The organism is Streptococcus periodonticum, from assembly GCF_003963555.1.
GTDB lineage: Bacteria > Bacillota > Bacilli > Lactobacillales > Streptococcaceae > Streptococcus > Streptococcus anginosus.
The window spans coordinates 1,638,559-1,660,660 of the sequence record NZ_CP034543.1 but is presented as its reverse complement, the minus strand read 5'-3'; the positions used below and the strand labels follow the sequence as shown (position 1 = coordinate 1,660,660).

Genomic DNA, 22,102 nt, shown 5'->3' with positions numbered 1-22,102 from the left:
ATAGCTGTCACCAAGTGTATCATCACCAAAATTAAAAAAATACAGGAGAAATGTAGATGCCTACAATTAACCAATTGGTTCGCAAACCGCGTAAATCAAAAGTAGAAAAATCTAAATCACCAGCTTTAAACGTTGGTTATAATAGTTTGAAGCGTGTCCCTACTCGTGAAAACTCACCACAAAAACGTGGTGTAGCAACTCGTGTTGGTACTATGACACCTAAAAAACCTAACTCAGCTCTTCGTAAATTTGCTCGTGTACGTTTGAGCAACTTGATCGAAGTGACTGCATATATCCCAGGTATCGGACATAACTTGCAAGAACACAGTGTTGTGCTTCTTCGTGGTGGACGTGTAAAAGACCTTCCAGGGGTACGTTACCATATCGTTCGTGGTGCACTTGATACTGCAGGTGTAACTGATCGTAAACAAGGCCGTTCTAAATACGGTACGAAAAAACCAAAAGCATAAGGAAAGGGGATAAAGATCAATGAGTCGTAAAAACCGTGCGCCTAAGCGCGAAGTATTGCCAGATCCGCTCTACAATTCAAAATTAGTGACACGTCTTATCAACCGCGTTATGCTTGATGGGAAACGTGGTACAGCAGCTTCAATCGTATATGGTGCTTTTGAACAAATCAAAGAAGCTACTGGAAATGATGCACTTGAAGTATTTGAAACAGCTATGGAAAATATCATGCCTGTACTTGAAGTACGTGCTCGCCGTGTTGGTGGTTCTAACTACCAAGTCCCAGTTGAAGTTCGTCCAGAACGTCGTACAACTCTTGGACTTCGTTGGTTGGTAACTATTTCACGTTCACGTGGAGAACACACTATGCAAGATCGCCTTGCAAAAGAAATCATGGATGCAGCTAACAATACTGGTGCAGCTGTTAAAAAACGTGAAGATACTCACCGTATGGCTGAAGCTAACCGTGCTTTTGCTCACTTCCGCTGGTAAGATTGCTTCTCTTTTTAGAGAATTGCAAAAGCTCTTTCCAAGGCTTAGTACTCTTACTAATTAGCATGAGTAATCAACAAGCGGGTAGGATTTGCCTACTCGCTTTTCTTAAAATATGTTATAATAAACTGTAAATAAAATAATAGGAGAAACAACCAAATGGCTCGCGAATTTTCACTTGAAAAAACTCGTAACATCGGTATCATGGCTCACGTCGATGCTGGTAAAACAACAACGACTGAACGTATTCTTTACTATACCGGTAAAATCCATAAAATTGGTGAAACACACGAAGGTGCTTCACAAATGGACTGGATGGAACAAGAACAAGAACGTGGTATTACCATTACATCTGCTGCAACAACAGCACAATGGAAAGATTACCGTGTCAACATTATCGACACACCAGGACACGTGGACTTCACAATTGAAGTACAACGTTCCCTTCGTGTATTGGATGGTGCCGTAACTGTCCTTGACTCACAATCAGGTGTTGAACCTCAAACGGAAACAGTTTGGCGTCAAGCAACTGAATATGGTGTTCCACGTATCGTATTTGCTAACAAAATGGATAAAATTGGTGCTGACTTCCTTTATTCAGTAAGCACTCTTCACGATCGTCTTCAAGCAAATGCTCATCCAATTCAATTACCAATTGGTGCAGAGGACGACTTCCGTGGAATCATTGACTTGGTTCGCATGAAAGCTGAAATCTATACAAATGACCTTGGAACAGATATTCTTGAAGAAGATATTCCAGCAGATTACCTTGAACAAGCTCAAGAATGGCGTGAAAAATTGGTCGAAGCAGTTGCTGAAACTGATGAAGATTTGATGATGAAATACCTTGAAGGTGAAGAGATTACTGAAGCAGAATTGAAAGCTGCAATCCGTAAAGCAACGATCAATGTTGAATTCTTCCCAGTTCTTGCTGGTTCTGCCTTCAAGAACAAAGGTGTTCAAATGATGCTTGATGCAGTTATTGACTATCTTCCAAGCCCACTTGATATTCCAGCTATTAAAGGTGTAAACCCAGATACAGACGAAGAAGAAACTCGTCCAGCTTCTGATGAAGAACCATTTGCAGCACTTGCTTTCAAGATTATGACGGACCCATTTGTAGGTCGTTTGACATTCTTCCGTGTTTACTCAGGTGTCTTGAACAGCGGTTCATACGTATTGAATACTTCTAAAGGGAAACGTGAACGTATCGGACGTATCCTGCAAATGCACGCTAACCACCGGAATGAAATCGAAACAGTTTACTCTGGTGACATTGCTGCGGCTGTTGGTTTGAAAGATACTACAACTGGTGACTCATTGACAGATGAAAAGGCAAAAATTATCCTTGAATCTATCGAAGTTCCAGAACCAGTTATCCAATTGATGGTTGAACCTAAGTCAAAAGCTGACCAAGATAAGATGGGTATTGCCCTTCAAAAATTGGCTGAAGAAGATCCAACTTTCCGCGTTGAAACTAACGTTGAAACTGGTGAAACAGTTATCTCTGGTATGGGTGAACTTCACTTGGATGTCCTTGTAGACCGTATGCGTCGTGAATTCAAAGTTGAAGCAAACGTAGGTGCTCCTCAAGTATCTTATCGTGAAACTTTCCGTGCACAAACATCAGCACGTGGATTCTTCAAACGTCAATCAGGTGGTAAAGGTCAATTCGGTGATGTTTGGATTGAATTTACTCCAAATGAAGAAGGAAAAGGATTCGAGTTTGAAAATGCTATCGTTGGTGGTGTCGTTCCACGTGAATTCATCCCAGCTGTAGAAAAAGGTTTGATTGAGTCAATGGCAAACGGTGTTCTTGCTGGTTACCCAATCGTTGACGTGAAGGCAAAACTGTATGATGGTTCATACCACGATGTCGACTCATCAGAAACAGCCTTCAAAGTTGCTGCCTCTCTTGCTCTTAAAGAAGCTGCTAAGACTGCGCAACCAACCATTCTTGAACCAATGATGCTTGTTACAATTACTGTACCAGAAGAAAACCTCGGTGACGTTATGGGACACGTAACAGCTCGTCGTGGACGTGTTGATGGTATGGAAGCTCATGGTAACAGCCAAATCGTTCGTGCCTATGTTCCACTTGCTGAAATGTTCGGTTATGCAACAGTTCTTCGTTCAGCATCACAAGGACGCGGTACTTTCATGATGGTATTTGACCACTACGAAGATGTACCGAAGTCAGTACAAGAAGAAATCATTAAGAAAAATAAAGGTGAGGCTTAATCAAGTCAAGCCCATGCGTCCGCAGTTGCGGGCGTTTTTTATAAAAAAGGAAGCTGGGACAATGTACTCAGCTTCCTTTGTTTATATAGTCAGAATTATAAGATGCAGTGGTTTGGAGAAGCTCTATTCACTTTAGTCAATGTAGAGTTTCCCATGCACAATTAATTAGGCACTTTAGTGCCAATTAATCACTGCTGAGTGGACTCTAATACGTTGATAAATCAACTTTTACAGCTCTACTCAACCGTACAGAGGTGGGACGATGAAATCAAGTTTTTACGAAACTACTGATTTCTGTCCCACTCTCTTTTTGCATATCTCCCACTTAGCTTCCGAAAATGAAAGAGAAATGAAAATCTTTGAAAGAAATGATATTCCTTGTTAATAATGCTGAAATCAGTTGCAATTTTAAGGGATAAAGTATATAATAGATATGTTGAAAGGTGATTTGTAGCAACTCAAGTTACTCTTTTCACATAAAAATTTTTTGATTTTCATAAGGAGGAAATCACGAATGGTAGTTAAAGTTGGTATTAACGGTTTCGGTCGTATCGGTCGTCTTGCATTCCGTCGTATCCAAAACGTAGAAGGTGTTGAAGTTACTCGTATCAACGACCTTACAGATCCAGTTATGCTTGCACATTTGTTGAAATATGACACAACTCAAGGTCGTTTCGACGGTACTGTGGAAGTTAAAGAAGGTGGATTCGAAGTTAACGGTAAATTCGTTAAAGTTTCTGCTGAACGTGACCCAGAACAAATCGACTGGGCTACTGATGGTGTAGAAATCGTTTTGGAAGCAACTGGCTTCTTTGCTAAGAAAGATGCAGCTGAAAAACACCTTAAAGGTGGAGCTAAGAAAGTTGTTATCACTGCTCCTGGCGGAAACGATGTTAAAACAATCGTATTTAACACTAACCACGATGTTCTTGATGGTACTGAAACAGTTATCTCAGGTGCTTCATGTACTACAAACTGCTTGGCTCCAATGGCTAAAGCACTTCAAGACAACTTCGGTATCGTTGAAGGTTTGATGACAACAATTCACGCTTACACTGGTGACCAAATGATCCTTGACGGTCCTCATCGTAAAGGTGACCTTCGCCGTGCTCGTGCTGGTGCTGCAAACATCGTTCCTAACTCAACTGGTGCTGCTAAAGCTATCGGTCTTGTTATTCCAGAATTGAACGGTAAACTTGATGGTTCAGCTCAACGTGTTCCAACTCCAACTGGATCAGTTACTGAATTGGTTGCTGTTCTTGAAAAGAATGTAACTGTTGATGAAGTAAATGCAGCTATGAAAGCAGCAGCTAACGAATCATACGGTTACACAGAAGATCCAATCGTATCTTCAGATATCGTAGGTATGTCATTTGGTTCATTGTTTGATGCAACTCAAACTAAAGTTCTTGATGTTGACGGAAAACAATTGGTGAAAGTTGTATCTTGGTACGATAACGAAATGTCATACACTGCACAACTTGTACGTACTCTTGAATACTTTGCAAAAATTGCTAAATAATTCATCAGTATAGAGAAGAGAGGTTCGCCTCTCTTTTTTGTTGTCATTCGCTCCTCGGCTCAGACTTGTGGAAGTTGGGAGTTGAATATGTACAAAAATTAAATTAGAATGTTGATAAAACTCCAGAGTTTCCACTCGTTTGGTCGTTATGACCAAGCTACAATAAAAACAACTTGACTTTACCCAAATCAAGTTGTTTTTTACTATGTAAGGATTGTATTGCTAGACTTCTTCATCTGGTGTTAAAATCATTGGGATGATAATGGGCTCACGCTCTGTATTTTCGTATAAAAATGGTCGGAGAGCATTTACGATGGCACCATTGACTGACTGAATACTAGCATCTTTATTTTTTAATGCAATACGAATCGCATTGAAAAGGATACGCTGGCTGTGACGAATGAGATCGCCTGATTCACGCATATAGATAAAACCGCGACTAAGGATATCGGGACCAGCCAAAATCATTTTTGATTTAAAGTCAACGGTAGCTACTGCAAGGACAACGCCATCTTCGGAAAGATCCCGTCTGTCACGGAGGACTGCGGCACCGATTTCTCCGATACGATTACCATCAACATAAATATCTTGGGCATTAAAACTTCCTGCAATGCGAGCAGAATTAGCAGTTAGGGCTAAAACGTCTCCATTGCTCATGATAAAGATATTCTTTTTAGGGATACCTGTATCCATTGCAAGCCCGGCATGGACTTTTTGCATGCGGTATTCACCATGAACTGGCATAAAATACTTAGGTTTTATCAAACGAAGCATCAATTTTTGCTCTTGTTGTCCACCGTGTCCAGATGTATGGATGTTATTGATTTTCCCGTGGATAACATCAACGCCAGCCTCTGAAATGGTGTTAATGAGTTTATTGACACTAGTAGTATTTCCAGGGATAGGACTAGAAGAGAAAATCACTGTATCACCTGGTTGAAGCTGCACTTGACGATGTGTTCCATTCGCAATGCGTGAAAGAGCTGCCATTGGCTCTCCTTGACTTCCTGTACACATGATTAGAATTTCATTTGCGGGATAGTCTTTGATTTCGTTTGGTTCGATGAAGGTTCCTTTAGGTGTTTTGATGTAACCTAGCTCAATTCCATTGGTAATGGCTTTTTCCATTGAGCGTCCAAAAACAGCAATTTTTCGGCCAGTTTTAACCGCAGCATCCGCAGCTTGTTGAAGACGGAAGATATTTGAGGCAAAGGAGGCAAAAATAATCCGCCCGTGAATGCCTTCAATGATTTTCATGATAGATTGACCAACGACTTTTTCGGAATTTGTGAAAGTTGGAATTTCTGCATTGGTGGAATCAGAAAGAAGTGCTAGAACGCCATCTTCCCCAAGAGCTGCCATTCGATGTAAATCTGCTGGCTCGCCAACGGGGGTAAAGTCAAACTTGAAGTCACCCGTACAAACAATTTTCCCTTGAGGTGTGTGGATGACAATTCCCAAAGGCTCTGGGATAGAGTGAGTTGTGCGGAAGAAGGTTGCTTTTAAATTTTTAAATTGAAGTTCGGTATTTTGATTAATTTCGTAGAGTTTAGCGTCACGTAAAAGTCCGTGCTCTTCCAATTTACCACGAATCAGTGCAAGGGCAAGTGGTCCAGCATAAATGGGAACATTTGCTTGCTTGAGAAGGAAGGGAATCCCTCCGATGTGGTCTTCGTGACCGTGAGTAATCAACACTCCTTTGATACGGTCAATATTTTCTACGATATAAGAATAATCAGGAATGACATAATCAATCCCTAAGAGGTCGTCTTCAGGAAATTTAATCCCTGCATCAACGATGATAATCTCATCTTGGTATTCAATCCCATAGGTATTTTTTCCGATTTCTCCTAAACCACCAATGGCAAATACACCGACTTCTTCGGGTTTTAAAGTATATGACATGGTTTAGAGCTCCGTAATTGTAAAGTTGCCTGATTTTTTTTCGTATTCTAAATGTTTGTCAGACAAAAGTGTAATCAATTCAACATTATAAGGTGTTTTTTCTTCGACGAGTTTCCGGGCTTTGATGCGTCCTTCTAGTTCGTCTTTGGCGTCAATATCCAAGTAAAGAGAATGCGTGTTTTCCCGACGTGGATTGCGTTCTTTTGTTTCTTGATAAAAAACTTTGTAAATCATTTCAATTCCTTTCTCATTCATAATCAATCTACCAGAAAATAGCCACCTTATTTTCAAGGGCGGTCTCCATCTATTTGATTTTCTGGGTAATAAATTGATTTTGATACGTTACAATTATAATCATTATATCATAAAAAGGTTATTTAGTAAAAGAAAGAAGTGAGAAAAACTAGGAAAACGATTTTCAAAAGGTCTTGTTTTTTTGGAAATCATATTGAGGAAATCCGTATTTTTTGTAGTATAATAGAAAGTAGATTATCACAAAGGAAAGATAAGAATGAAAGTTTTAGCTTTTGACACATCCAGCAAAGCCCTAGCAATTGCGATTTTAGAAGATGAGAGTTTGCTTGCTGAGATGACGATAAATATTAAGAAAAATCATAGCGTTACATTGATGCCGGCTATTGATTTTTTAATGGAAAGTTTGGATTTAAAACCAACTGACTTAGAACGCATTGTGGTTGCAGAAGGTCCGGGTAGTTATACAGGTTTGCGAATTGCTGTGGCAACAGCCAAAACGTTAGCACATACGCTTAAAATAGATTTGGTAGGAGTTTCTAGCTTGCGAATTCTGGTGCCAGAGGACATTGACGGCTTGGTCATTCCTCTCATGGATGCTAGACGCAATCATGTCTATGCTGGTTTTTATGAAAATGGCAGAGCAGTTCAGCCAGAAGCTCATTTATCTTTTGAAGAAGTGTTAGAAAAAGCCAAGTCTGCTTCTCAGGTAACTTTTGTAGGAGAAGTGGAAAATTTTGCGGAGCAGATTCAATCCGCTTTGCCAGCAGCTCTTATCAAAGCAACCCTGCCAAGCGCTGTGCTCCTTGCTAAAATCGGTCTGCAACTATCGGATCGTTCTGTTCATGATTTTGTGCCGAATTACCTCAAGCGAGTGGAAGCAGAAGAGAATTGGCTCAAAAACCATCAAGAAACGAGCGATTCTTACATCAAGCGCTTATGATTGAGATTAAAAAAGATGAAAAAAAGCAGGTTGCTGATTTGGCAGAGCAGATTTACCAAGTATTAAAAGATGTGTATGCTGTCAGTCCTTGGAATATAGAGCAGATTGAGAAAGATTTACAAAATCCTTTGTCGGTTTATGTTTTAGCTTTGGAAGCTCAAAATTTAATTGGCTTTCTGGCTTTTCAAGGGTCGGATTTTGAAGCGGAAGTTTTACAAATTGCGGTTAAGAAAGCCTATCAAGGACAAAAAATTGCGACCGCTTTGTTTGAACATCTGCCAATTGACAAAGAGATTTTTCTCGAAGTGAGAGAATCCAACAAAGCAGCTCTGCTATTTTACCAAAAAGAGAAATTTATAAAAATCGCTCGGCGTAAGAATTACTATCATGAGCCAGTGGAAGATGCGATTGTAATGAAAAGAGAAAACAATGAATGACAGATATATTTTAGCTTTTGAGACCTCCTGCGATGAGACTAGCGTGGCAGTTTTAAAGAATGACGCTGAACTCTTATCCAATGTTATTGCCAGCCAGATTGAGAGCCATAAACGTTTTGGTGGCGTGGTACCGGAAGTGGCTAGCCGTCACCATGTGGAAGTTATCACAGCTTGCATTGAGGAGGCTCTTGCGGAGGCTGGTATTACAGAAAAAGAAGTGACTGCAGTAGCAGTAACTTATGGACCAGGGCTGGTAGGCGCCCTCTTAGTCGGGTTGGCAGCTGCCAAGTCTTTTGCGTGGGCACATCATTTACCGCTTATTCCTGTCAATCATATGGCAGGTCATCTGATGGCGGCTCAGAGTGTTGAGAAATTAGAATACCCTCTTTTAGCATTATTAGTCAGTGGAGGACATACGGAATTGGTTTATGTTAGCGAAGCTGGTGATTATCAGATTGTCGGAGAAACACGCGATGATGCAGTTGGAGAAGCTTATGATAAAGTTGGTCGTGTGATGGGATTGACTTATCCAGCTGGGCGTGAGATAGATGAATTGGCCCATAAAGGACAAGATATTTATGATTTTCCGAGAGCGATGATTAAAGAGGATAATTTAGAATTTTCTTTCTCTGGGTTGAAGTCTGCCTTTATCAACCTCTGTCACAATGCGGAGCAAAGGGGTGAAAGTTTGTCGAAAGAAAATTTGGCTGCTAGTTTTCAAGCTGCTGTTTTAGATATTCTCATGGCAAAAACAAAAAAAGCTTTGGAGAAATATCCTGTTAAGACCTTAGTCGTTGCGGGCGGTGTTGCTGCTAATCAAGGTTTACGTGAACGTTTAGTAGCTGAAATGACAGATATCAAGGTAGTCATACCGCCTTTGCGTCTCTGTGGGGACAATGCAGGAATGATTGCTTATGCGAGCGTCAGTGAGTGGAATAAAGGGAATCTTGCAACATTGAGCTTGAATGCTAAGCCAAGTCTGGCATTTGACACAATGGAAGAATAAATATGATTGGAAAAAGTTTTAAGGATGGGGCTAAGGCAGCGATGCCAACGGCTCTTGGGTATATTAGTATTGGACTAGCTTGTGGAATTATTGGCGCTTCTTATGTCAGTCCTCTTGAAATGGCACTCATGAGCAGTTTAGTCTATGCAGGAAGTGCTCAGTTTGCTATGCTAGCACTTCTTGCGATTCACGCACCGGTAACAGCTATTGCTCTGACAGTTTTTTTAATCAATTTGCGGTTGTTTTTGCTGAGCCTTCATACATCAACCTTTTTTCGGCATGCAAGTCTCTTGCAAAACATCGGTATCGGAATACTCTTGACAGATGAGACCTATGGCGTTTTATTAAGTGAGCGTGTCCATACAAAGGATATTTCGCTTCAGTGGATGTACGGCAATAACATTACGAGCTACCTTGCTTGGATTGTCGGATCTGTGGTCGGAACGACATTAGGAAGTCTTTTGCCAAATCCAGAAATGTTTGGCTTGGATTTTGCGCTGGTGGGCATGTTTATTGGGATTTTTTCTTCCCAATTTTTAGTGATGCTCCATAAAACAAAACTTCAAAAACTTTTGGTGATTTTAGTTGTGGTCACTTTGTCATTCTTTGCTCTGATAATGGTAATCTCTTCTTCATTAGCTGTGTTATTTTCAACCTTATTAAGCTGTGCTGTGGGGGTAATACTAGATGATAAATAATTATATATTTGTCGCCATTCTTCTCTCAGCCTTGGTGACGTGGCTAGCACGGGTGACTCCTTTTATCTTGGTAAAATATCGCGGCTTACCTAAAGTTGTAGAACGATTTTTACAGTATTTACCAGTCTCTATTATTTCTGCATTGATTTTATCCAGTATTACCAAGGGAGAAGTAGGACACTTGCCAACCTTCAAGTGGCTAGATTTAGTAGCCGTTTTTCCGACAATATACATTGCTTTTCGCTATCGCAACTTAGTGATGGCTGTAGTTTTTAGTGTGATATTGGTAGCTATTCTGCGATTTATCTTTTAACTTTAAAGAAATAACTCTGTCTTAGGAAATCACTAGGGCGGAGTTTTAGTTAAAATAACCGTTTAAGATCTAAAACAGACTATTCAGGATTTTAATGAGCTTTTTATTTAGATTGAGCAGGATGAGAGCTTGTTATAAAGTAGATTTGCGGTTACTATTTTCATTTCCAAAGGGGCTTTTAGCAGTATTGAGACTTACTTCGCAAACTCTATCTATAACCTCAAGTCAGTTCTTTGAGCAATTATCTACTTCGTTAAGAATTTTGGATATCAAAAAATAAGGCAGGGACAAAAGTCCGACCTCAAGTATAAAAAGCGAACAAAACTAGTTTTCTGGTAATCAGAATTCTGCTTTGTTCGCTTTTCGCATTTAATTATAGATTTGAAGGGCTTAATAATTAAGATTTTTAAAAATTGAAATCTTTTTATCCCAAACTTTTTACAAGCTATTGTTTTCCCAACAAATGTAGTGATTGGAAAAGCACTTTTGACTTTAATCAATTAGAGTTCCGTGGAACAATTGATTAGGAATAGGTGCCACCCATCACAGCTATCTGTTAGTTTTCTTTTTTGTCTAATTTCTTGCCTAACTCAATAACGTATTGTTTCATATCGTCTTTGATTTGAGGATGTTTGAGGGCATAGTCAATAGATGTTTTCATAAAGCCAAATTTGTCGCCGACATCATAACGGTCACCTGTGAACTCACGAGCGAATACTCTTTGTGTTTTGTTGAGAGTATCAATAGCATCTGTCAGCTGGATTTCATTTCCGGCACCTGGCTTTTGTGTTTCCAAGATGGAGAAGATTTCAGGTGTTAGTAGGTAGCGTCCGATAATGGCGAGATCACTTGGTGCGTCTTCTGGTTTTGGCTTTTCAACAAAAGTTTCAACGCTGTAGAGTCCATTTACTCCTTCACCTTGTGGATCAATAACACCGTAAGAAGAAACTTCGTCGTGTGGCACTTTCATGACAGCAATAGTTGAAGCGTGTGTTTCTTCGTAATCGTTCATCAATTGCTTGGTAAGTGGTACTGCTTTGTCATTTGTAATGTCCATTAGGTCATCACCTAGCATGACAACGAAAGGTTCATTCCCAACGAAAGCTTTGGCTTGTAAAACAGCGTCTCCAAGCCCACGTGGATGGCTTTGACGAATGAAATGAAGACCGATACCAGTCGTTTCATCTACGAGTTTTAAAAGATCAGATTTACCTTTTTCTTTGAGGTTGTACTCCAATTCAAAATTTGAATCAAAGTGGTCTTCAATGGAGCGTTTGGATTTACCTGTTACAACCAGAATGTCTTTGATACCGGATTTTAACGCTTCTTCAACAATAAATTGAATAGTTGGTTTGTCAACAATAGGCAGCATTTCTTTGGCGAGCGCTTTGGTTGCTGGCAAGAAACGAGTTCCGAGTCCAGCAGCAGGGATAACAGCTTTTCTTACTTGAGTCATATGACCCTCCTTTTTTGTAGTAGCTAATTACGACCATTCGTTCTCAGCTTTGAATTCATTATTCATTATATCATAAATGGCGTCTTTTATGTTAAGGCTTTCATAAATCACATGATAGATCGCTTGAGTAATTGGCATATAGACACCCAGTTCTTGTGCGAGTTCGTAAGCAGCTTTGGTGGTGGAAATGCCTTCAATAACCATGCCCATGTTGGCTTCGATATCTTCTAACTTTTCACCGCGACCAAGAGCGTCACCAGCGCGCCAATTGCGTGAGTGAACGGAGGTTCCTGTGACAATTAAATCTCCCACTCCGGATAAACCGCTATATGTTAAAGGACTGGCACCGAGTTTGACACCGAGACGGGTGATTTCTGCTAAGCCACGCGTGATAATAGCGGCTTTTGCATTGTCACCATAGCCAAGACCGTGAAGAGCCCCTGCTCCGACCGCAATGATGTTTTTGAGTGCACCCGCTGTTTCCACACCGATGACATCTGTATTGGTGTAGAGACGGAAGTAGTGATTGCTGAAAAGGTTTTGGACGTATTTAGCTGTTTCTAAGTCTTTTGAAGCTGCTGTGATGAGAGTAATGTCGCGAACGATAGTCTCCTCAGCGTGGCTGGGACCAGAGACAACGACGATTTCGCTACGGAATTGTTCAGGCAATTCTTCCTCTAAAATCATGGAAAGTCGTTTGTGAGTGTCGGGCTCCAGACCTTTTGAAGCATGCATCACTTTAACTGGATGATCCAGCACCTCGGCTACTTGTTTGGCTACAAGACGTGTGACCTTGGTTGGAACGACGAAAAGGATAGCATCCACGCCATCAAGGGTTTCTTTTAAGTCGTAATACGCTGTGATCTTTTCATCAAGAACAATATCTTTAAAATACCGTTTGTTAGTGTGGTGCTCGTTGATTTCAGTAATTTGTTCGGCAATATTGCCCCAAATACGAACTTCATGTCCGTTGTCATTTAATACTTGTGCCAAGGCAGTACCCCATGAACCAGGGCCTAAAACAGCAACTGTTTGTTTTTCCATGTTCTTCTCCTTATAGAGTTTTCTAATTTCATTTTACCATAGAAAGCGATAAATTTCTTGTTTAGTAGTAGCTTGTTTTTATAAGTTATTATTTTATAAGAATAAAGGCTGATTAAAGTGCATAAAAAGAGTGTAATGAGGCAGGAGTTGTGGCCAGTATAAAAACTATTTATCACGACCTTTAAAAAAATCAATTGGACGGGTGGTAAGATTGTGTATATCAATGAGGAGGGAATCGTATGAGCAGACCGATTGTTGGAGTGACCGCTAATCTTTGTCCTGTTGATAAGGAAGGTAAAAATATTCACCCGTCCGTTTCTAGTAAATTTGCTGAGAGTATCAAAATCGCTGGTGGATTGCCTATGATTATCCCTGTTGGTGATAAAAGCTTGGTGAAGGATTATGTTGAGAGTATTGATAAGCTGATTTTGTCTGGGGGACAACATGTGCACCCCACTTTTTACGGAGAAAAGCGGACGATTGAGAGTGATGATTACAATATGGTGCGAGACGAATTTGAGCTGGCTCTGTTAGCAGAAACTATTCGACAAGAAAAACCAATTATGGCAATTTGCCGAGGCTTGCAGTTGGTCAATGTTGCTTTTGATGGAACGCTCAATCAGCATATTGACAACCATTGGCAGGGCTTACCTTTTGGAACTTCTCATTCTATTCAAACTGAGAAAGGCAGCATTGTTGAAGAATTGTTCGGTCGTGCTAGTCAGATTAACTCTGTCCACCGACAAAGTATTAAAGATTTGGCACCGAATTTTCGCGCAACAGCTTTTGATCCTAGGGATAAAACCATTGAAGCGATTGAGTCGCTAGATGATAGTCGGATCATTGGGCTTCAATGGCACCCAGAGTTTTTAGTCAATGAAGAAAAAGGGAATCTAGAACTTTTTCAGTATCTTTTGCAGAAATTGTAAATTTAAAATGCAGCTTAAGCTTCATTTAAGAAAATCATTTTATAATAGCATCATCAAATGAAGACCTCCTAACTTTGTTTGATAGAAATCCTAAACTTTTTCATAATAATCTCCCTATAAGGGCCACCAAAGAGGTGGTCTTTTTTCTACCATTTGTCAAGCAATTCAATGTTTTTCAGTCAAAGAATTGATGATTGATTTGATTTTAATAGTTTATCCTAGCCCTTTTCGGTTTTTTTGATTAGAAAAAGAGTACACAAAATCAACACCATACCTAGCGAAATTTTTTGTAAGGTGTTACAATGATAATGCATAGACGGCTTTAATGATTTTGGGTTAAAGTGTAATCGTAAAGTTTGTTATGCGTAATGAGGTAATACATTGTCCTTATGAGGCGATGCATTGAGGCAATCGTATGAGGCTTAGTTGAAGTCGTCTGCGATTGTCTTTTTCGTTTCTCATAAAAGTCTGCAATGTGGCAAGGATTGGTATGACTGGCCGAAGCAATGTTGTGAATGGTCTTGAAGAGAATTTTTCTGGCATGAGGATTGCCCCGTTTGGTGATGTGTTCTTAAGCCAGAAAGTTTCCAGATTCGTAGTGTCTGAGATCAATTCCAATAAAGGCGTTGATTTGATTGGCAGACTGAAAACGGCGAATATCTCCTAATTCGCCTATGATAGAGGTGGCTGTTGTTTCAGCGATACCAGGGATGGAGAGAAGAATCTCATCCTCTCTCAATCTTAGCTTTTCATTACCCCACTACAGTTGACAAAGAGCCACTTTTTTCTATCATTCTCCAAAAACACTTTGAATATCCTCATCCGTTATTCCAATCATAGGGTTGATTTTCAAGAAATTTTCCTCAGTCAAGATATATTTTTCCACAGTTGTTTCCAAATTATTCACAGAAGTGTGTATAACTTTTTCATCAGTTAGGAGGTCTGAAAAGCGTTGGATTAGATAGGTATTGCGAGCTGTGCCAGTGTTTTTGACAGCAAAGTCAAAGGCAGACTTTTCCCCAAGAAGAATCAATTTGCTCTTGGCACGGGTGATAGCAGTATAGATAAGATTGCGTTGCAGCATACGGTGGCTGCTGGATGTAATCGGTAAAATGACTACAGGAAATTCACTACCCTGAGATTTGTGGATACTCATAGCGTATGCCAGACGAATTTTATACCATTCACTGCGTTGATAAACAATCTCATTGCCGTCAAAGTTGATAGTCAATTCGTCCTGTTTAGAGTCCGTATATTTTGCTGGCAGCAAATCGGTGATATAACCCAAGTCACCGTTGAACACATTGCTTTCCGCATCATTGACCAGATGAATCACCTTGTCGCCTTGTCGGTATTGGCAATCCGTTGCTTCAAAGACGAGTTGTTCTTTTTCAGCAGGGTTGATTAGATTTTGCATGAGTTGATTGATGTGGTCAATCCCAGCCTGTCCGCGGTACATAGGCGCAAGTACCTGCACATCTTGAGCTGGAATGCCACTGCGGATAGCAGCTTCTACAATACGTTCAATCATCTGCGGAATATGTTCACTACGCGCTTCAAAATAAGAACGGTCAGCCTTTTTTTCTATAAAATCAGTTGGCAGGATGCCTTTTTGAATCTGACTGGCTAAGGTAACGATAGTGGAATCTTTGCTTTGTCGATAAATTTTTTCTAATTTGGTCTGTGGAAGAAGAGGGATTTTCAGTAAATCTGCCAGCACTTGTCCGGGGCTGACAGAAGGCAGCTGATCAGCATCTCCGACAATGAGAAGTTTGCTGTTGGAAGAGATATTGCTGAGGAGTTGATTGGCTAACCAAGTATCTACCATTGAAAATTCGTCGACAATAATAAAGTCTGCGTCCAAATAATCATCTAAATGGCTAGTGTCATCGTCTCCTGTCATGCCTAAATGCCGATGAATCGTAGCGCTTGGAAGCCCTGTTAATTCATTCATGCGTCTGGCAGCACGCCCAGTCGGAGCTGCTAGAAGGATAGGCAAATCGTGAGATTTACGCAAATCCAACCCATTCAGCAGAGCGTAAACAGCAATGATTCCATTGATGACGGTCGTTTTTCCCGTTCCGGGACCACCCGTTAGGATAAAAATTTTGTGATTGATAGCGTCACAAATCGCTTGTTTTTGAATCACATCATAGGAAATGGCAAACTCAATTTCGATTTGGGTAATAGCAGCTTCGATTTTTTTCGGTTCAAATTTGTTTTGCTTCCCTTTTTCTAAAATGCGTAGGAGACTGCTGCGAATCCTTTCTTCGGCAAAAAAGAGACTGTTTTCAAAAATCTTTGTATCAACATTTTGAACTTTATCTTCTTCAATCAAATGTGCCAGCTCATCCGCAACAGAACTTGAGTCTAACTCAATCTGACGAGAACTTTCGAGGAGCTCAATCGTGCCCTCTAGCAATTCCTTAGCTTCAAGATAGGTGTCGCCTTTTTCCATGGACTGGATTAGAAGTGTGTGGAGTAATCCTGCACGGAAGCGCTCTGGAGCAGTACTTTCAATTCCTAAGCTTTGCGCCAGTTGGTCGGCAATTTTAAATCCTATTCCTTGAATATCTTCCACTAACTGATAAGGATAGTGTTCGACAATTTCGAGAGTCTCTTCTTTGTAAAAATCTTGAATCTGAAAGGCAAGCTTGTTCGGGATACCGTATTCAGATAGCTTGGCAAGGATTCTCTCGGTGCCGTAATTTTGTCTTAGTTTTGTGAGAAAGGCTTCACGGTTTTTAGCAGAAAGACCTGCAATATCCTTTAATTTTTCTGGCTCTGCTAAGACTTTATCAATCGCGTTGTCGCCATAGAGATCCACGATTTTTTGCGCTGTTTTTACACCAATCCCTTTAAAATGGTCGCTTGAAAAATATTTGACTAAGCCTTTGCTGGTTGGCTTTGCACGCTCATAGCGTGTTATTTTGAGTTGTTCACCATATTTAGGGTGTTGCACGAGATTTCCCCAAAAAGTGTAGTCTTCGCCCTCCATAATATCCGCCATGGTGCCCGTGATAATAATCTCAAAATCATCAAAATCTGCATCGGTGTCGTCAATATCTAACAGCAGAATCCGAAAGAAACTGCTGGGATTTTCAAAAATAATGCGTTCAATGGTGCCTGAAAAGTAAAATTCCATCATCTTCCTGTATCAATGTTAAAAGAATGGGAGTGGGGCAGAACTAAAAATTGAAAATTTTTAGTTCGTAGTCCCACCCCCGCAAGGGTGCTTAAACAGCTATCAAGCTCTTTAAGGTTGCAGATGAAGAAAACGAAGTTTTCGTCAAAGGTGCTCTTCTGAGCTTGAAAAGCGAACAGCTTTGATACTTGCTTCGCAAGTTTTATCTGCCACCTCAAAGCAGTGCTTTGAGCAATCACGGTGGCTTGCCATGCAAGGCTGATTTCCCGCCTTCAACAATTCACTAAATTGTTGAAGCTGCGTTATTCGTTTATTCCTAAATCTGATAGAAGCTGGAATACTTTTTGCCCAGCTCCAACGAATCAAAATAGACTTGTTTGGGATTAGAAAGTGCCGATTCTATTCAAAGGCCAGAAACGGAGTTTTGCTTCGCCCTGCAATTGATTGGCTTTAAATGTTCCCACCTGACGGCTGTCTTTTGAGACAAGACGGTCATCTCCTAAAAGCAGGTATTCGTCTTTTGGAACTTCAATGGTAAAGCTAGTGTTCCCATTTGCATCCTGCGTAAAGGCTTGAGCTTTATCTGCTAAAGACTGAAAGAAACTGTTATAGGAATAGGTTGCCTGCAATTTATCATCTTTAAACTTCGCGAGGTAATTTTTAAGATAAGGTTCGTTGGCCTTTTTGCCATTTACATATAGTTGGTCGTTTTCGTAGCGGATAGTGTCTCCAGGAAGACCGATCACCCGCTTGACAATTTGCTTGGTTTTTCCATCTTCGTCTTTTTCACTTGCAACGACAATATCAAAGCGATTGACAGGCAAGTGTTTGACAACAAATAGATATTCTCCATTAGCTAAGGTTGGATCCATTGAATGCCCGTCTACCTTGACAGGAACCCAAAGAAAGGCGCGTGATAAGAAAAGAACGGCCATGAAGAGGATAAACAATCCCCATTCTTTCATAAATTTTGAAAAAGTAGTTGATTTTGTTTGCATAACTTACCTTTCTAGAAGTTTCTTCGCTTTTTCAGTATTTTTAAAATGCAGTTTTGCACTCGCTTCTAAGCCTTTTATGCCGTAGGCTTGAAGAAGCTGACTTGCGATTTTATCGGACTTTGCTCCTGCTCCACTGGGCAATTCATAGCCGAGCTCTTGACTTAAATTTTCAAGATTTTCTAAAAAGAGGTCACGGGCAATCATGGAGCTGACTGCTACGGCTAAGTATTTTCCTTCCGCTTTTTCCTCTAAAGTGAGAGGATTTGAGAAATGATTGCGTTCCTGTTTGACGTATTTCTGATAATTTTTGTCACTTGTGAAGGCATCAATAACAATTTTTTCAGGCCGCACTCCCGTTTGCAAGAGTAGATAAATGGCTTGATTGTGAAGAGCAACCTTGACAGACACCGCATTGTAGCCAGAAGCAATGACTTCGTTGTATTTTTGGGGGGACAATAGCAGAGCTTGGTGCTGAATCTTTTCCTTTAACAAAGGAACAATTTGCCTGATTTTCTGGTCTGTCAGGCTTTTAGAGTCATCAACTCCCAGCTTTCGTAGAAACCTATGCTGTTCTGGTGTGACAAAAGATGCCACAACAGCAAGTCCGCCGAAATAAGAACCGTTGCCGACTTCATCTGTCCCGATAAGAGGACAATTTTGCTGAGGAACTGTCGTTTCTTCTCTGGAAGACTGATAGCCAAAAAATTGTGCTGCCTGCTCTGCGTTTTCTCCTTGGAAGAGGACTTTTCCTGAAGTGTAGATGGAGGCAGTTGCCTTATCAAGCTTAAAAAGATAACGAATATAAGGATTTTTACTAGAAACAAGCTGTGCCTGGTATTGGGCAACAAAATCTTGAATTTGTTTCTCACTGGGTTGTAAAGTAATACTTTCCATATTGTTATTGTACCATAAAAGTTATAAATTTCTTTAAAAACTGACAAAATCGCTTCCTTTTGGTATAATATTTTGAGGTGATTTTATGGCAAACTTAAATCGATACAAATTTATTTTCGGAAAGAAAAGCGTAACCTTAACAACAGAACACGATAATTTATTCATGGAAGAAGTTGAAAAGGTTGCAACAGAAAAATATCACGCAATTAAAGAGAAGATGCCTGCGGCAGATGATGAAACATTAGCTATTTTGCTGGCAGTCAATAGTTTAGCGACGCAATTGTCACGTGAGATTGAGTTCGATGACAAGGAGCAAGAGCTGGAAGAACTTCGTAAAAAAGTGTTAGAAGCCAACAAGCAAAAGGTTAGTGAGCAAGAGGGGATCCTATGATTTCATTAGTAATTTTGCTGATTTTGGCTTGGAGTTTTTACATTGGCTATTCGCGTGGGATTGTTTTGCAGGCTTATTATACTGTTTCGGCGGTTATTTCAGCAATTATTGCAGGGCAACTGTACCAATCTCTGGGTGAACAAATCAATCTTTTAGTTCCCTACGCCAGTGCACAGGAAGGAACATTTACCTATTTCTTTCCCAGCGGCCAATTGTTCCAGTTGGATAAGGTTTTTTATGCCGGTCTGGCTTATTTAGCAGTTTATACGATTGTTTATAGCATAGCCCGTTTTATTGGGATTTTTATTCACTTGGTGCCAAACAAGAAAGCCAATGAGCGTTGGTACAATGTTGCTAGTGGTGCTTTAGCTGTTTGCGTCACTTTATTTGGAATTCAAATGCTGCTGACCGTTTTAGCAACGATTCCCTTACCACTTGTTCAAAATCATCTCAATGCCAGTGGTTTAGCTCGATTTATCATCAGTCACACACCAATTACTTCAGGAATGTTGAAACAACTCTGGGTGACCAAAATCATCGGATAAATACAAAGACTCAGTTGGTGGTGCTAGCTGAGTTTCTTTTTCATCAGGAAAGATAAGAATATGAATAGAAAAATTTTAGAAACGTTAGAATTTGGGAAAATCAAGGCGCTCTTTGAACCCTATCTTCTGACAGAACAAGGGTACTTGGAATTGCAGCAGCTGTTCCCGTCCAATAAACAAGAAAGGCTGGAGACAGCATTCTTAGAAATGACGGACATGCAGCAGATTTTTGTACAGCATCCACATTTCAGTCTGGCTACGACCCAAGACATTACGGGCTTGACCAAGCGCTTGGAGCTGGAAGGCGACTTAAACATTGAAGAATTTCTTGCTCTGAAGCGGGTTCTGGCTGTCACGCAAGAATTGACTGATTTTTATGAGGATTTGGAAAATGTTGAGTTGCAAAGATTGAATCGGCTTTTTGAAAATTTGGTTTCTTTTCCGAGCTTGCAAGGAGCGTTGCAGGCTATCAATGAGGGAGGATTTGTTGAAAGTTTTGCTAGTGATAATTTGGCTCGCATTCGCCGAAAAATTCAAGAAAATGAAGTTCAAGTGAGAGATATTTTGCAAGATATTCTCAAAACCAAGGGCGATATGCTAGCAGATCAAGTAGTAGCCAGTCGAAACGGTCGCAATGTTTTGCCGGTCAAAAATACATTCCGCCATCGTATCTCAGGCGTGGTGCATGATATTTCTGCTAGTGGCAACACGGTGTATATCGAGCCACGGGCGGTGGTCAATCTCAATGAAGAAATCACCAATGCGCGGGCAGACGAGCGCTATGAAATTTTGCGGATTTTGCAAGAATTATCAGAACGCATTCGCCCGCATGCTGCTGAAATTGCCAATAATGCTTGGATTATCGGACATCTGGACTTTGTTCGAGCTAAGGTGCGCTTTATGCAGGAGAGAGGAGCGGTAGTACCGAAGCTGTCTGACCGTCAGGATATTCGACTGCTCCATGTTGCTCATCCTCTGATAGAAAATGCAGTAGCTAATGACCTGTACTTTGCGGCAGATTTGACTGAGATTGTCATTACGGGTCCGAATACAGGCGGAAAGACCATTATGCTCAAAACCCTAGGCTTGGCTCAGCTTATGGCACAGTCTGGCCTGCCTATTTTGGCAGATGAAGGGAGTCGAGTGGGGATTTTTGACCAAATCTTTGCGGACATTGGAGACGAACAGTCTATTGAGCAGAGCTTATCGACTTTCTCTAGCCACATGACCAATATTGTTACCATTTTAGAGCAGTCAGATGAAAATTCTTTGGTGCTTTTGGACGAGCTGGGAGCTGGAACCGATCCGCAGGAAGGAGCAGCTCTTGCAATGGCTATCCTTGAGGACTTGCGGCTGCGGCAGGTCAAGACAATGGCAACGACTCATTACCCAGAGCTTAAGGCTTATGGGATTGAAATGGCTGGCGTACAAAATGCTAGCATGGAGTTTGATACGGCAAGTCTAAGACCAACTTATCGCTTTATGCAGGGAGTGCCGGGTCGCTCCAATGCTTTTGAGATTGCAAGGCGTTTAGGTCTGTCTGATAGAGTGGTCAAGGATGCTCAAGAATTGACTGACACGGACAGCGATGTCAATCGCGTTATTGAGCGCTTGGAAGAGCAGACCTTGGAAAGCCGCAAGCGGTTGGATAATATCCGAGAGGTGGAGCAAGAAAATCTCAAATTTAACCGCGCCCTTAAAAAGCTCTATAATGAGTTTAATCGAGAAAAAGAAACTGAGCTAAATAAGGCAAGGCTGGAAGCGCAGGAAATCATTGATGTGGCGCTGACCGAGAGTGATACGATTCTCAAAAATCTACATACTAAGGCTAGTCTTAAACCGCACGAAATTATTGAAGCCAAAAGTCAACTGAAAAAATTGGCTCCTGAAACGGTGGATTTGTCGAAAAACAAGGTGCTGAAGCAAGCCAAAAAAGCACGGAAACCAAAAGTGGGAGACGATATTCTGGTGATTAGCTACGGTCAGAGAGGCACGCTTGTCAATCAGCTCAAAGACGGTCGCTGGGAAGCACAAGTTGGGCTCATCAAAATGACCTTGGAGGAAGCAGAGTTTAACCTGCTCAAAGCTGAAAAAGAACAGCCTAAGAAAAAGCAGGTCAATGTGGTGAAACGGACGACAACAAGCGGACCAAGAGCCAGATTGGACTTGCGAGGCAAGCGCTACGAAGAAGCCATGCAAGAGCTGGATGCCTTTATTGACCAAGCCTTGCTCAACAATATGGCGCAGGTAGACATTATCCACGGGATCGGGACGGGCGTCATTCGCGAAGGCGTCACCAAATATCTCCGTCGCAATAAGCATGTCAAGAGTTTTGGCTATGCACCGCAAAATGCTGGGGGTAGCGGAGCAACTATTGTGGTGTTTAAGTAATGCAGAGTTGGTGAACAAAACTGTTCATGATA

The 22,102-nt window shown here is 40.9% G+C and carries 20 protein-coding genes and 1 pseudogene; 13 read left to right on the top strand and 8 right to left on the bottom strand.

Annotated elements, in window-relative coordinates:
- The first annotated feature begins 56 nt into the window (after window positions 1–56).
- The 4 genes from rpsL (at window position 57) to gap (ending at window position 4,723) form a co-directional block, all read left to right on the top strand.
- Window positions 57–470 carry a 30S ribosomal protein S12 gene (gene rpsL, locus EHW89_RS08065; RefSeq protein WP_003026451.1) on the top strand — a complete coding sequence of 138 codons (414 nt, stop codon included), beginning with the start codon at window positions 57–59 and terminating at the stop codon, window positions 468–470.
- A 19-nt stretch (window positions 471–489) separates the two neighbouring features.
- Window positions 490–960 (top strand): 30S ribosomal protein S7, encoded by a 471-nt coding sequence (rpsG, locus tag EHW89_RS08060; RefSeq protein ID WP_003026449.1) that lies wholly within the window; start codon window positions 490–492, stop codon window positions 958–960.
- Between the two features lie 159 nt (window positions 961–1,119).
- A complete protein-coding gene (gene fusA, locus EHW89_RS08055; RefSeq protein ID WP_126467782.1) occupies window positions 1,120–3,201 on the top strand; it encodes an elongation factor G in 2,082 nt (693 codons plus the stop codon).
- Between the two features lie 514 nt (window positions 3,202–3,715).
- Window positions 3,716–4,723: a type I glyceraldehyde-3-phosphate dehydrogenase gene (gap, locus tag EHW89_RS08050; RefSeq protein WP_003026445.1), complete on the top strand. Its 1,008-nt coding sequence runs from the start codon at window positions 3,716–3,718 to the stop codon at window positions 4,721–4,723.
- A gap of 222 nt (window positions 4,724–4,945) precedes the next feature.
- Here the strand turns inward: gap and rnjA are convergent, their stop codons facing one another.
- Window positions 4,946–6,628: a ribonuclease J1 gene (rnjA, locus tag EHW89_RS08045; RefSeq protein ID WP_126467780.1), complete on the bottom strand. Its 1,683-nt coding sequence runs from the start codon at window positions 6,626–6,628 to the stop codon at window positions 4,946–4,948.
- Between the two features lie 3 nt (window positions 6,629–6,631).
- Complete coding sequence (locus EHW89_RS08040; RefSeq protein ID WP_106384694.1) at window positions 6,632–6,862, bottom strand: DNA-directed RNA polymerase subunit epsilon; 231 nt, start codon at window positions 6,860–6,862, stop codon at window positions 6,632–6,634.
- A 277-nt stretch (window positions 6,863–7,139) separates the two neighbouring features.
- Between EHW89_RS08040 and tsaB the strand changes: the two genes are divergently transcribed.
- Genes tsaB through EHW89_RS08015 form a run of 5 tightly spaced genes read left to right on the top strand, consistent with a single transcriptional unit; the run spans window position 7,140 to window position 10,277 of the window.
- Entirely contained in the window at window positions 7,140–7,823 is a 684-nt protein-coding gene (tsaB, locus tag EHW89_RS08035) for a tRNA (adenosine(37)-N6)-threonylcarbamoyltransferase complex dimerization subunit type 1 TsaB (protein ID WP_049506824.1), read from the top strand.
- The gene (gene rimI / locus EHW89_RS08030) at window positions 7,820–8,260 is read left to right on the top strand and encodes a ribosomal protein S18-alanine N-acetyltransferase (protein WP_003026437.1); all 441 of its coding nucleotides are present in this window, start codon (window positions 7,820–7,822) and stop codon (window positions 8,258–8,260) included. The genes tsaB and rimI overlap by 4 nt, the downstream gene beginning before the upstream one ends.
- Window positions 8,253–9,266 carry a tRNA (adenosine(37)-N6)-threonylcarbamoyltransferase complex transferase subunit TsaD gene (tsaD, locus tag EHW89_RS08025; protein ID WP_117645105.1) on the top strand — a complete coding sequence of 338 codons (1,014 nt, stop codon included), beginning with the start codon at window positions 8,253–8,255 and terminating at the stop codon, window positions 9,264–9,266. The genes rimI and tsaD overlap by 8 nt, the downstream gene beginning before the upstream one ends.
- 2 nt (window positions 9,267–9,268) lie before the next feature.
- Window positions 9,269–9,964 carry an AzlC family ABC transporter permease gene (locus tag EHW89_RS08020; RefSeq protein ID WP_126467778.1) on the top strand — a complete coding sequence of 232 codons (696 nt, stop codon included), beginning with the start codon at window positions 9,269–9,271 and terminating at the stop codon, window positions 9,962–9,964.
- Window positions 9,954–10,277 (top strand): AzlD domain-containing protein, encoded by a 324-nt coding sequence (locus tag EHW89_RS08015; RefSeq protein ID WP_126467776.1) that lies wholly within the window; start codon window positions 9,954–9,956, stop codon window positions 10,275–10,277. Before EHW89_RS08020 ends, EHW89_RS08015 begins: the two co-directional genes overlap by 11 nt.
- Window positions 10,278–10,833: 556 nt before the next feature.
- Here the strand turns inward: EHW89_RS08015 and galU are convergent.
- A complete protein-coding gene (gene galU / locus EHW89_RS08010; RefSeq protein ID WP_126467774.1) occupies window positions 10,834–11,733 on the bottom strand; it encodes a UTP--glucose-1-phosphate uridylyltransferase GalU in 900 nt (299 codons plus the stop codon).
- Window positions 11,734–11,760: 27 nt separating this feature from the next.
- On the bottom strand, window positions 11,761–12,777 hold the full coding sequence (locus tag EHW89_RS08005; RefSeq protein WP_106384686.1) for an NAD(P)H-dependent glycerol-3-phosphate dehydrogenase: 1,017 nt from the start codon (window positions 12,775–12,777) through the stop codon (window positions 11,761–11,763).
- Between the two features lie 239 nt (window positions 12,778–13,016).
- Between EHW89_RS08005 and EHW89_RS07995 the strand changes: the two genes are divergently transcribed.
- On the top strand, window positions 13,017–13,706 hold the full coding sequence (locus EHW89_RS07995; RefSeq protein WP_126467770.1) for a gamma-glutamyl-gamma-aminobutyrate hydrolase family protein: 690 nt from the start codon (window positions 13,017–13,019) through the stop codon (window positions 13,704–13,706).
- 322 nt (window positions 13,707–14,028) lie between these two features.
- On the opposite strand, the pseudogene EHW89_RS07990 reads toward EHW89_RS07995, so the two are convergent.
- From EHW89_RS07990 to rnhC, 4 genes and pseudogenes are all read right to left on the bottom strand, one after another.
- A pseudogene (locus EHW89_RS07990) lies at window positions 14,029–14,445 on the bottom strand (transposase); the annotation flags it as partial.
- 51 nt (window positions 14,446–14,496) lie between these two features.
- Window positions 14,497–16,851 carry an SF1B family DNA helicase RecD2 gene (gene recD2 / locus EHW89_RS07985; RefSeq protein ID WP_126468099.1) on the bottom strand — a complete coding sequence of 785 codons (2,355 nt, stop codon included), beginning with the start codon at window positions 16,849–16,851 and terminating at the stop codon, window positions 14,497–14,499.
- 383 nt (window positions 16,852–17,234) lie between these two features.
- Window positions 17,235–17,849, bottom strand: a complete 615-nt coding sequence (lepB, locus tag EHW89_RS07975) for a signal peptidase I (RefSeq protein ID WP_021002137.1) — start codon at window positions 17,847–17,849, stop codon at window positions 17,235–17,237.
- 3 nt (window positions 17,850–17,852) lie between these two features.
- Window positions 17,853–18,743: a ribonuclease HIII gene (gene rnhC, locus EHW89_RS07970; protein ID WP_126467768.1), complete on the bottom strand. Its 891-nt coding sequence runs from the start codon at window positions 18,741–18,743 to the stop codon at window positions 17,853–17,855.
- Between the two features lie 85 nt (window positions 18,744–18,828).
- On the opposite strand from rnhC, the gene EHW89_RS07965 reads away from it, so the two are divergent.
- From EHW89_RS07965 to EHW89_RS07955, 3 genes are read left to right on the top strand one after another with little or no spacing between them, the layout of a single operon-like run.
- Window positions 18,829–19,134 (top strand): hypothetical protein, encoded by a 306-nt coding sequence (locus tag EHW89_RS07965; protein WP_126467766.1) that lies wholly within the window; start codon window positions 18,829–18,831, stop codon window positions 19,132–19,134.
- Entirely contained in the window at window positions 19,131–19,679 is a 549-nt protein-coding gene (locus EHW89_RS07960; RefSeq protein ID WP_126467763.1) for a CvpA family protein, read from the top strand. The genes EHW89_RS07965 and EHW89_RS07960 overlap by 4 nt, the downstream gene beginning before the upstream one ends.
- A 60-nt stretch (window positions 19,680–19,739) precedes the next feature.
- Window positions 19,740–22,070, top strand: a complete 2,331-nt coding sequence (locus tag EHW89_RS07955; protein ID WP_126467762.1) for an endonuclease MutS2 — start codon at window positions 19,740–19,742, stop codon at window positions 22,068–22,070.
- Window positions 22,071–22,102: the final 32 nt, after the last annotated feature.

What these genes read in the sequence shown, in the direction of transcription:
- EHW89_RS07965 (WP_126467766.1), top strand. Translation starts at nt 18,829, where the DNA reads ATGGCAAACTTAAATCGATACAAATTTATTTTCGGAAAGAAAAGCGTA.
- rpsG (WP_003026449.1), top strand. Translation starts at nt 490, where the DNA reads ATGAGTCGTAAAAACCGTGCGCCTAAGCGCGAAGTATTGCCAGATCCG.
- EHW89_RS08020 (WP_126467778.1), top strand. Translation starts at nt 9,269, where the DNA reads ATGATTGGAAAAAGTTTTAAGGATGGGGCTAAGGCAGCGATGCCAACG.
- tsaD (WP_117645105.1), top strand. Translation starts at nt 8,253, where the DNA reads ATGAATGACAGATATATTTTAGCTTTTGAGACCTCCTGCGATGAGACT.
- recD2 (WP_126468099.1), bottom strand. Translation starts at nt 16,851, where the DNA reads ATGGAATTTTACTTTTCAGGCACCATTGAACGCATTATTTTTGAAAAT.
- rpsL (WP_003026451.1), top strand. Translation starts at nt 57, where the DNA reads ATGCCTACAATTAACCAATTGGTTCGCAAACCGCGTAAATCAAAAGTA.
- EHW89_RS07960 (WP_126467763.1), top strand. Translation starts at nt 19,131, where the DNA reads ATGATTTCATTAGTAATTTTGCTGATTTTGGCTTGGAGTTTTTACATT.
- gap (WP_003026445.1), top strand. Translation starts at nt 3,716, where the DNA reads ATGGTAGTTAAAGTTGGTATTAACGGTTTCGGTCGTATCGGTCGTCTT.
- rnhC (WP_126467768.1), bottom strand. Translation starts at nt 18,743, where the DNA reads ATGGAAAGTATTACTTTACAACCCAGTGAGAAACAAATTCAAGATTTT.
- EHW89_RS08040 (WP_106384694.1), bottom strand. Translation starts at nt 6,862, where the DNA reads ATGATTTACAAAGTTTTTTATCAAGAAACAAAAGAACGCAATCCACGT.
- fusA (WP_126467782.1), top strand. Translation starts at nt 1,120, where the DNA reads ATGGCTCGCGAATTTTCACTTGAAAAAACTCGTAACATCGGTATCATG.
- galU (WP_126467774.1), bottom strand. Translation starts at nt 11,733, where the DNA reads ATGACTCAAGTAAGAAAAGCTGTTATCCCTGCTGCTGGACTCGGAACT.
- EHW89_RS08015 (WP_126467776.1), top strand. Translation starts at nt 9,954, where the DNA reads ATGATAAATAATTATATATTTGTCGCCATTCTTCTCTCAGCCTTGGTG.
- EHW89_RS07955 (WP_126467762.1), top strand. Translation starts at nt 19,740, where the DNA reads ATGAATAGAAAAATTTTAGAAACGTTAGAATTTGGGAAAATCAAGGCG.
- EHW89_RS07995 (WP_126467770.1), top strand. Translation starts at nt 13,017, where the DNA reads ATGAGCAGACCGATTGTTGGAGTGACCGCTAATCTTTGTCCTGTTGAT.
- tsaB (WP_049506824.1), top strand. Translation starts at nt 7,140, where the DNA reads ATGAAAGTTTTAGCTTTTGACACATCCAGCAAAGCCCTAGCAATTGCG.
- rnjA (WP_126467780.1), bottom strand. Translation starts at nt 6,628, where the DNA reads ATGTCATATACTTTAAAACCCGAAGAAGTCGGTGTATTTGCCATTGGT.
- lepB (WP_021002137.1), bottom strand. Translation starts at nt 17,849, where the DNA reads ATGCAAACAAAATCAACTACTTTTTCAAAATTTATGAAAGAATGGGGA.
- rimI (WP_003026437.1), top strand. Translation starts at nt 7,820, where the DNA reads ATGATTGAGATTAAAAAAGATGAAAAAAAGCAGGTTGCTGATTTGGCA.
- EHW89_RS08005 (WP_106384686.1), bottom strand. Translation starts at nt 12,777, where the DNA reads ATGGAAAAACAAACAGTTGCTGTTTTAGGCCCTGGTTCATGGGGTACT.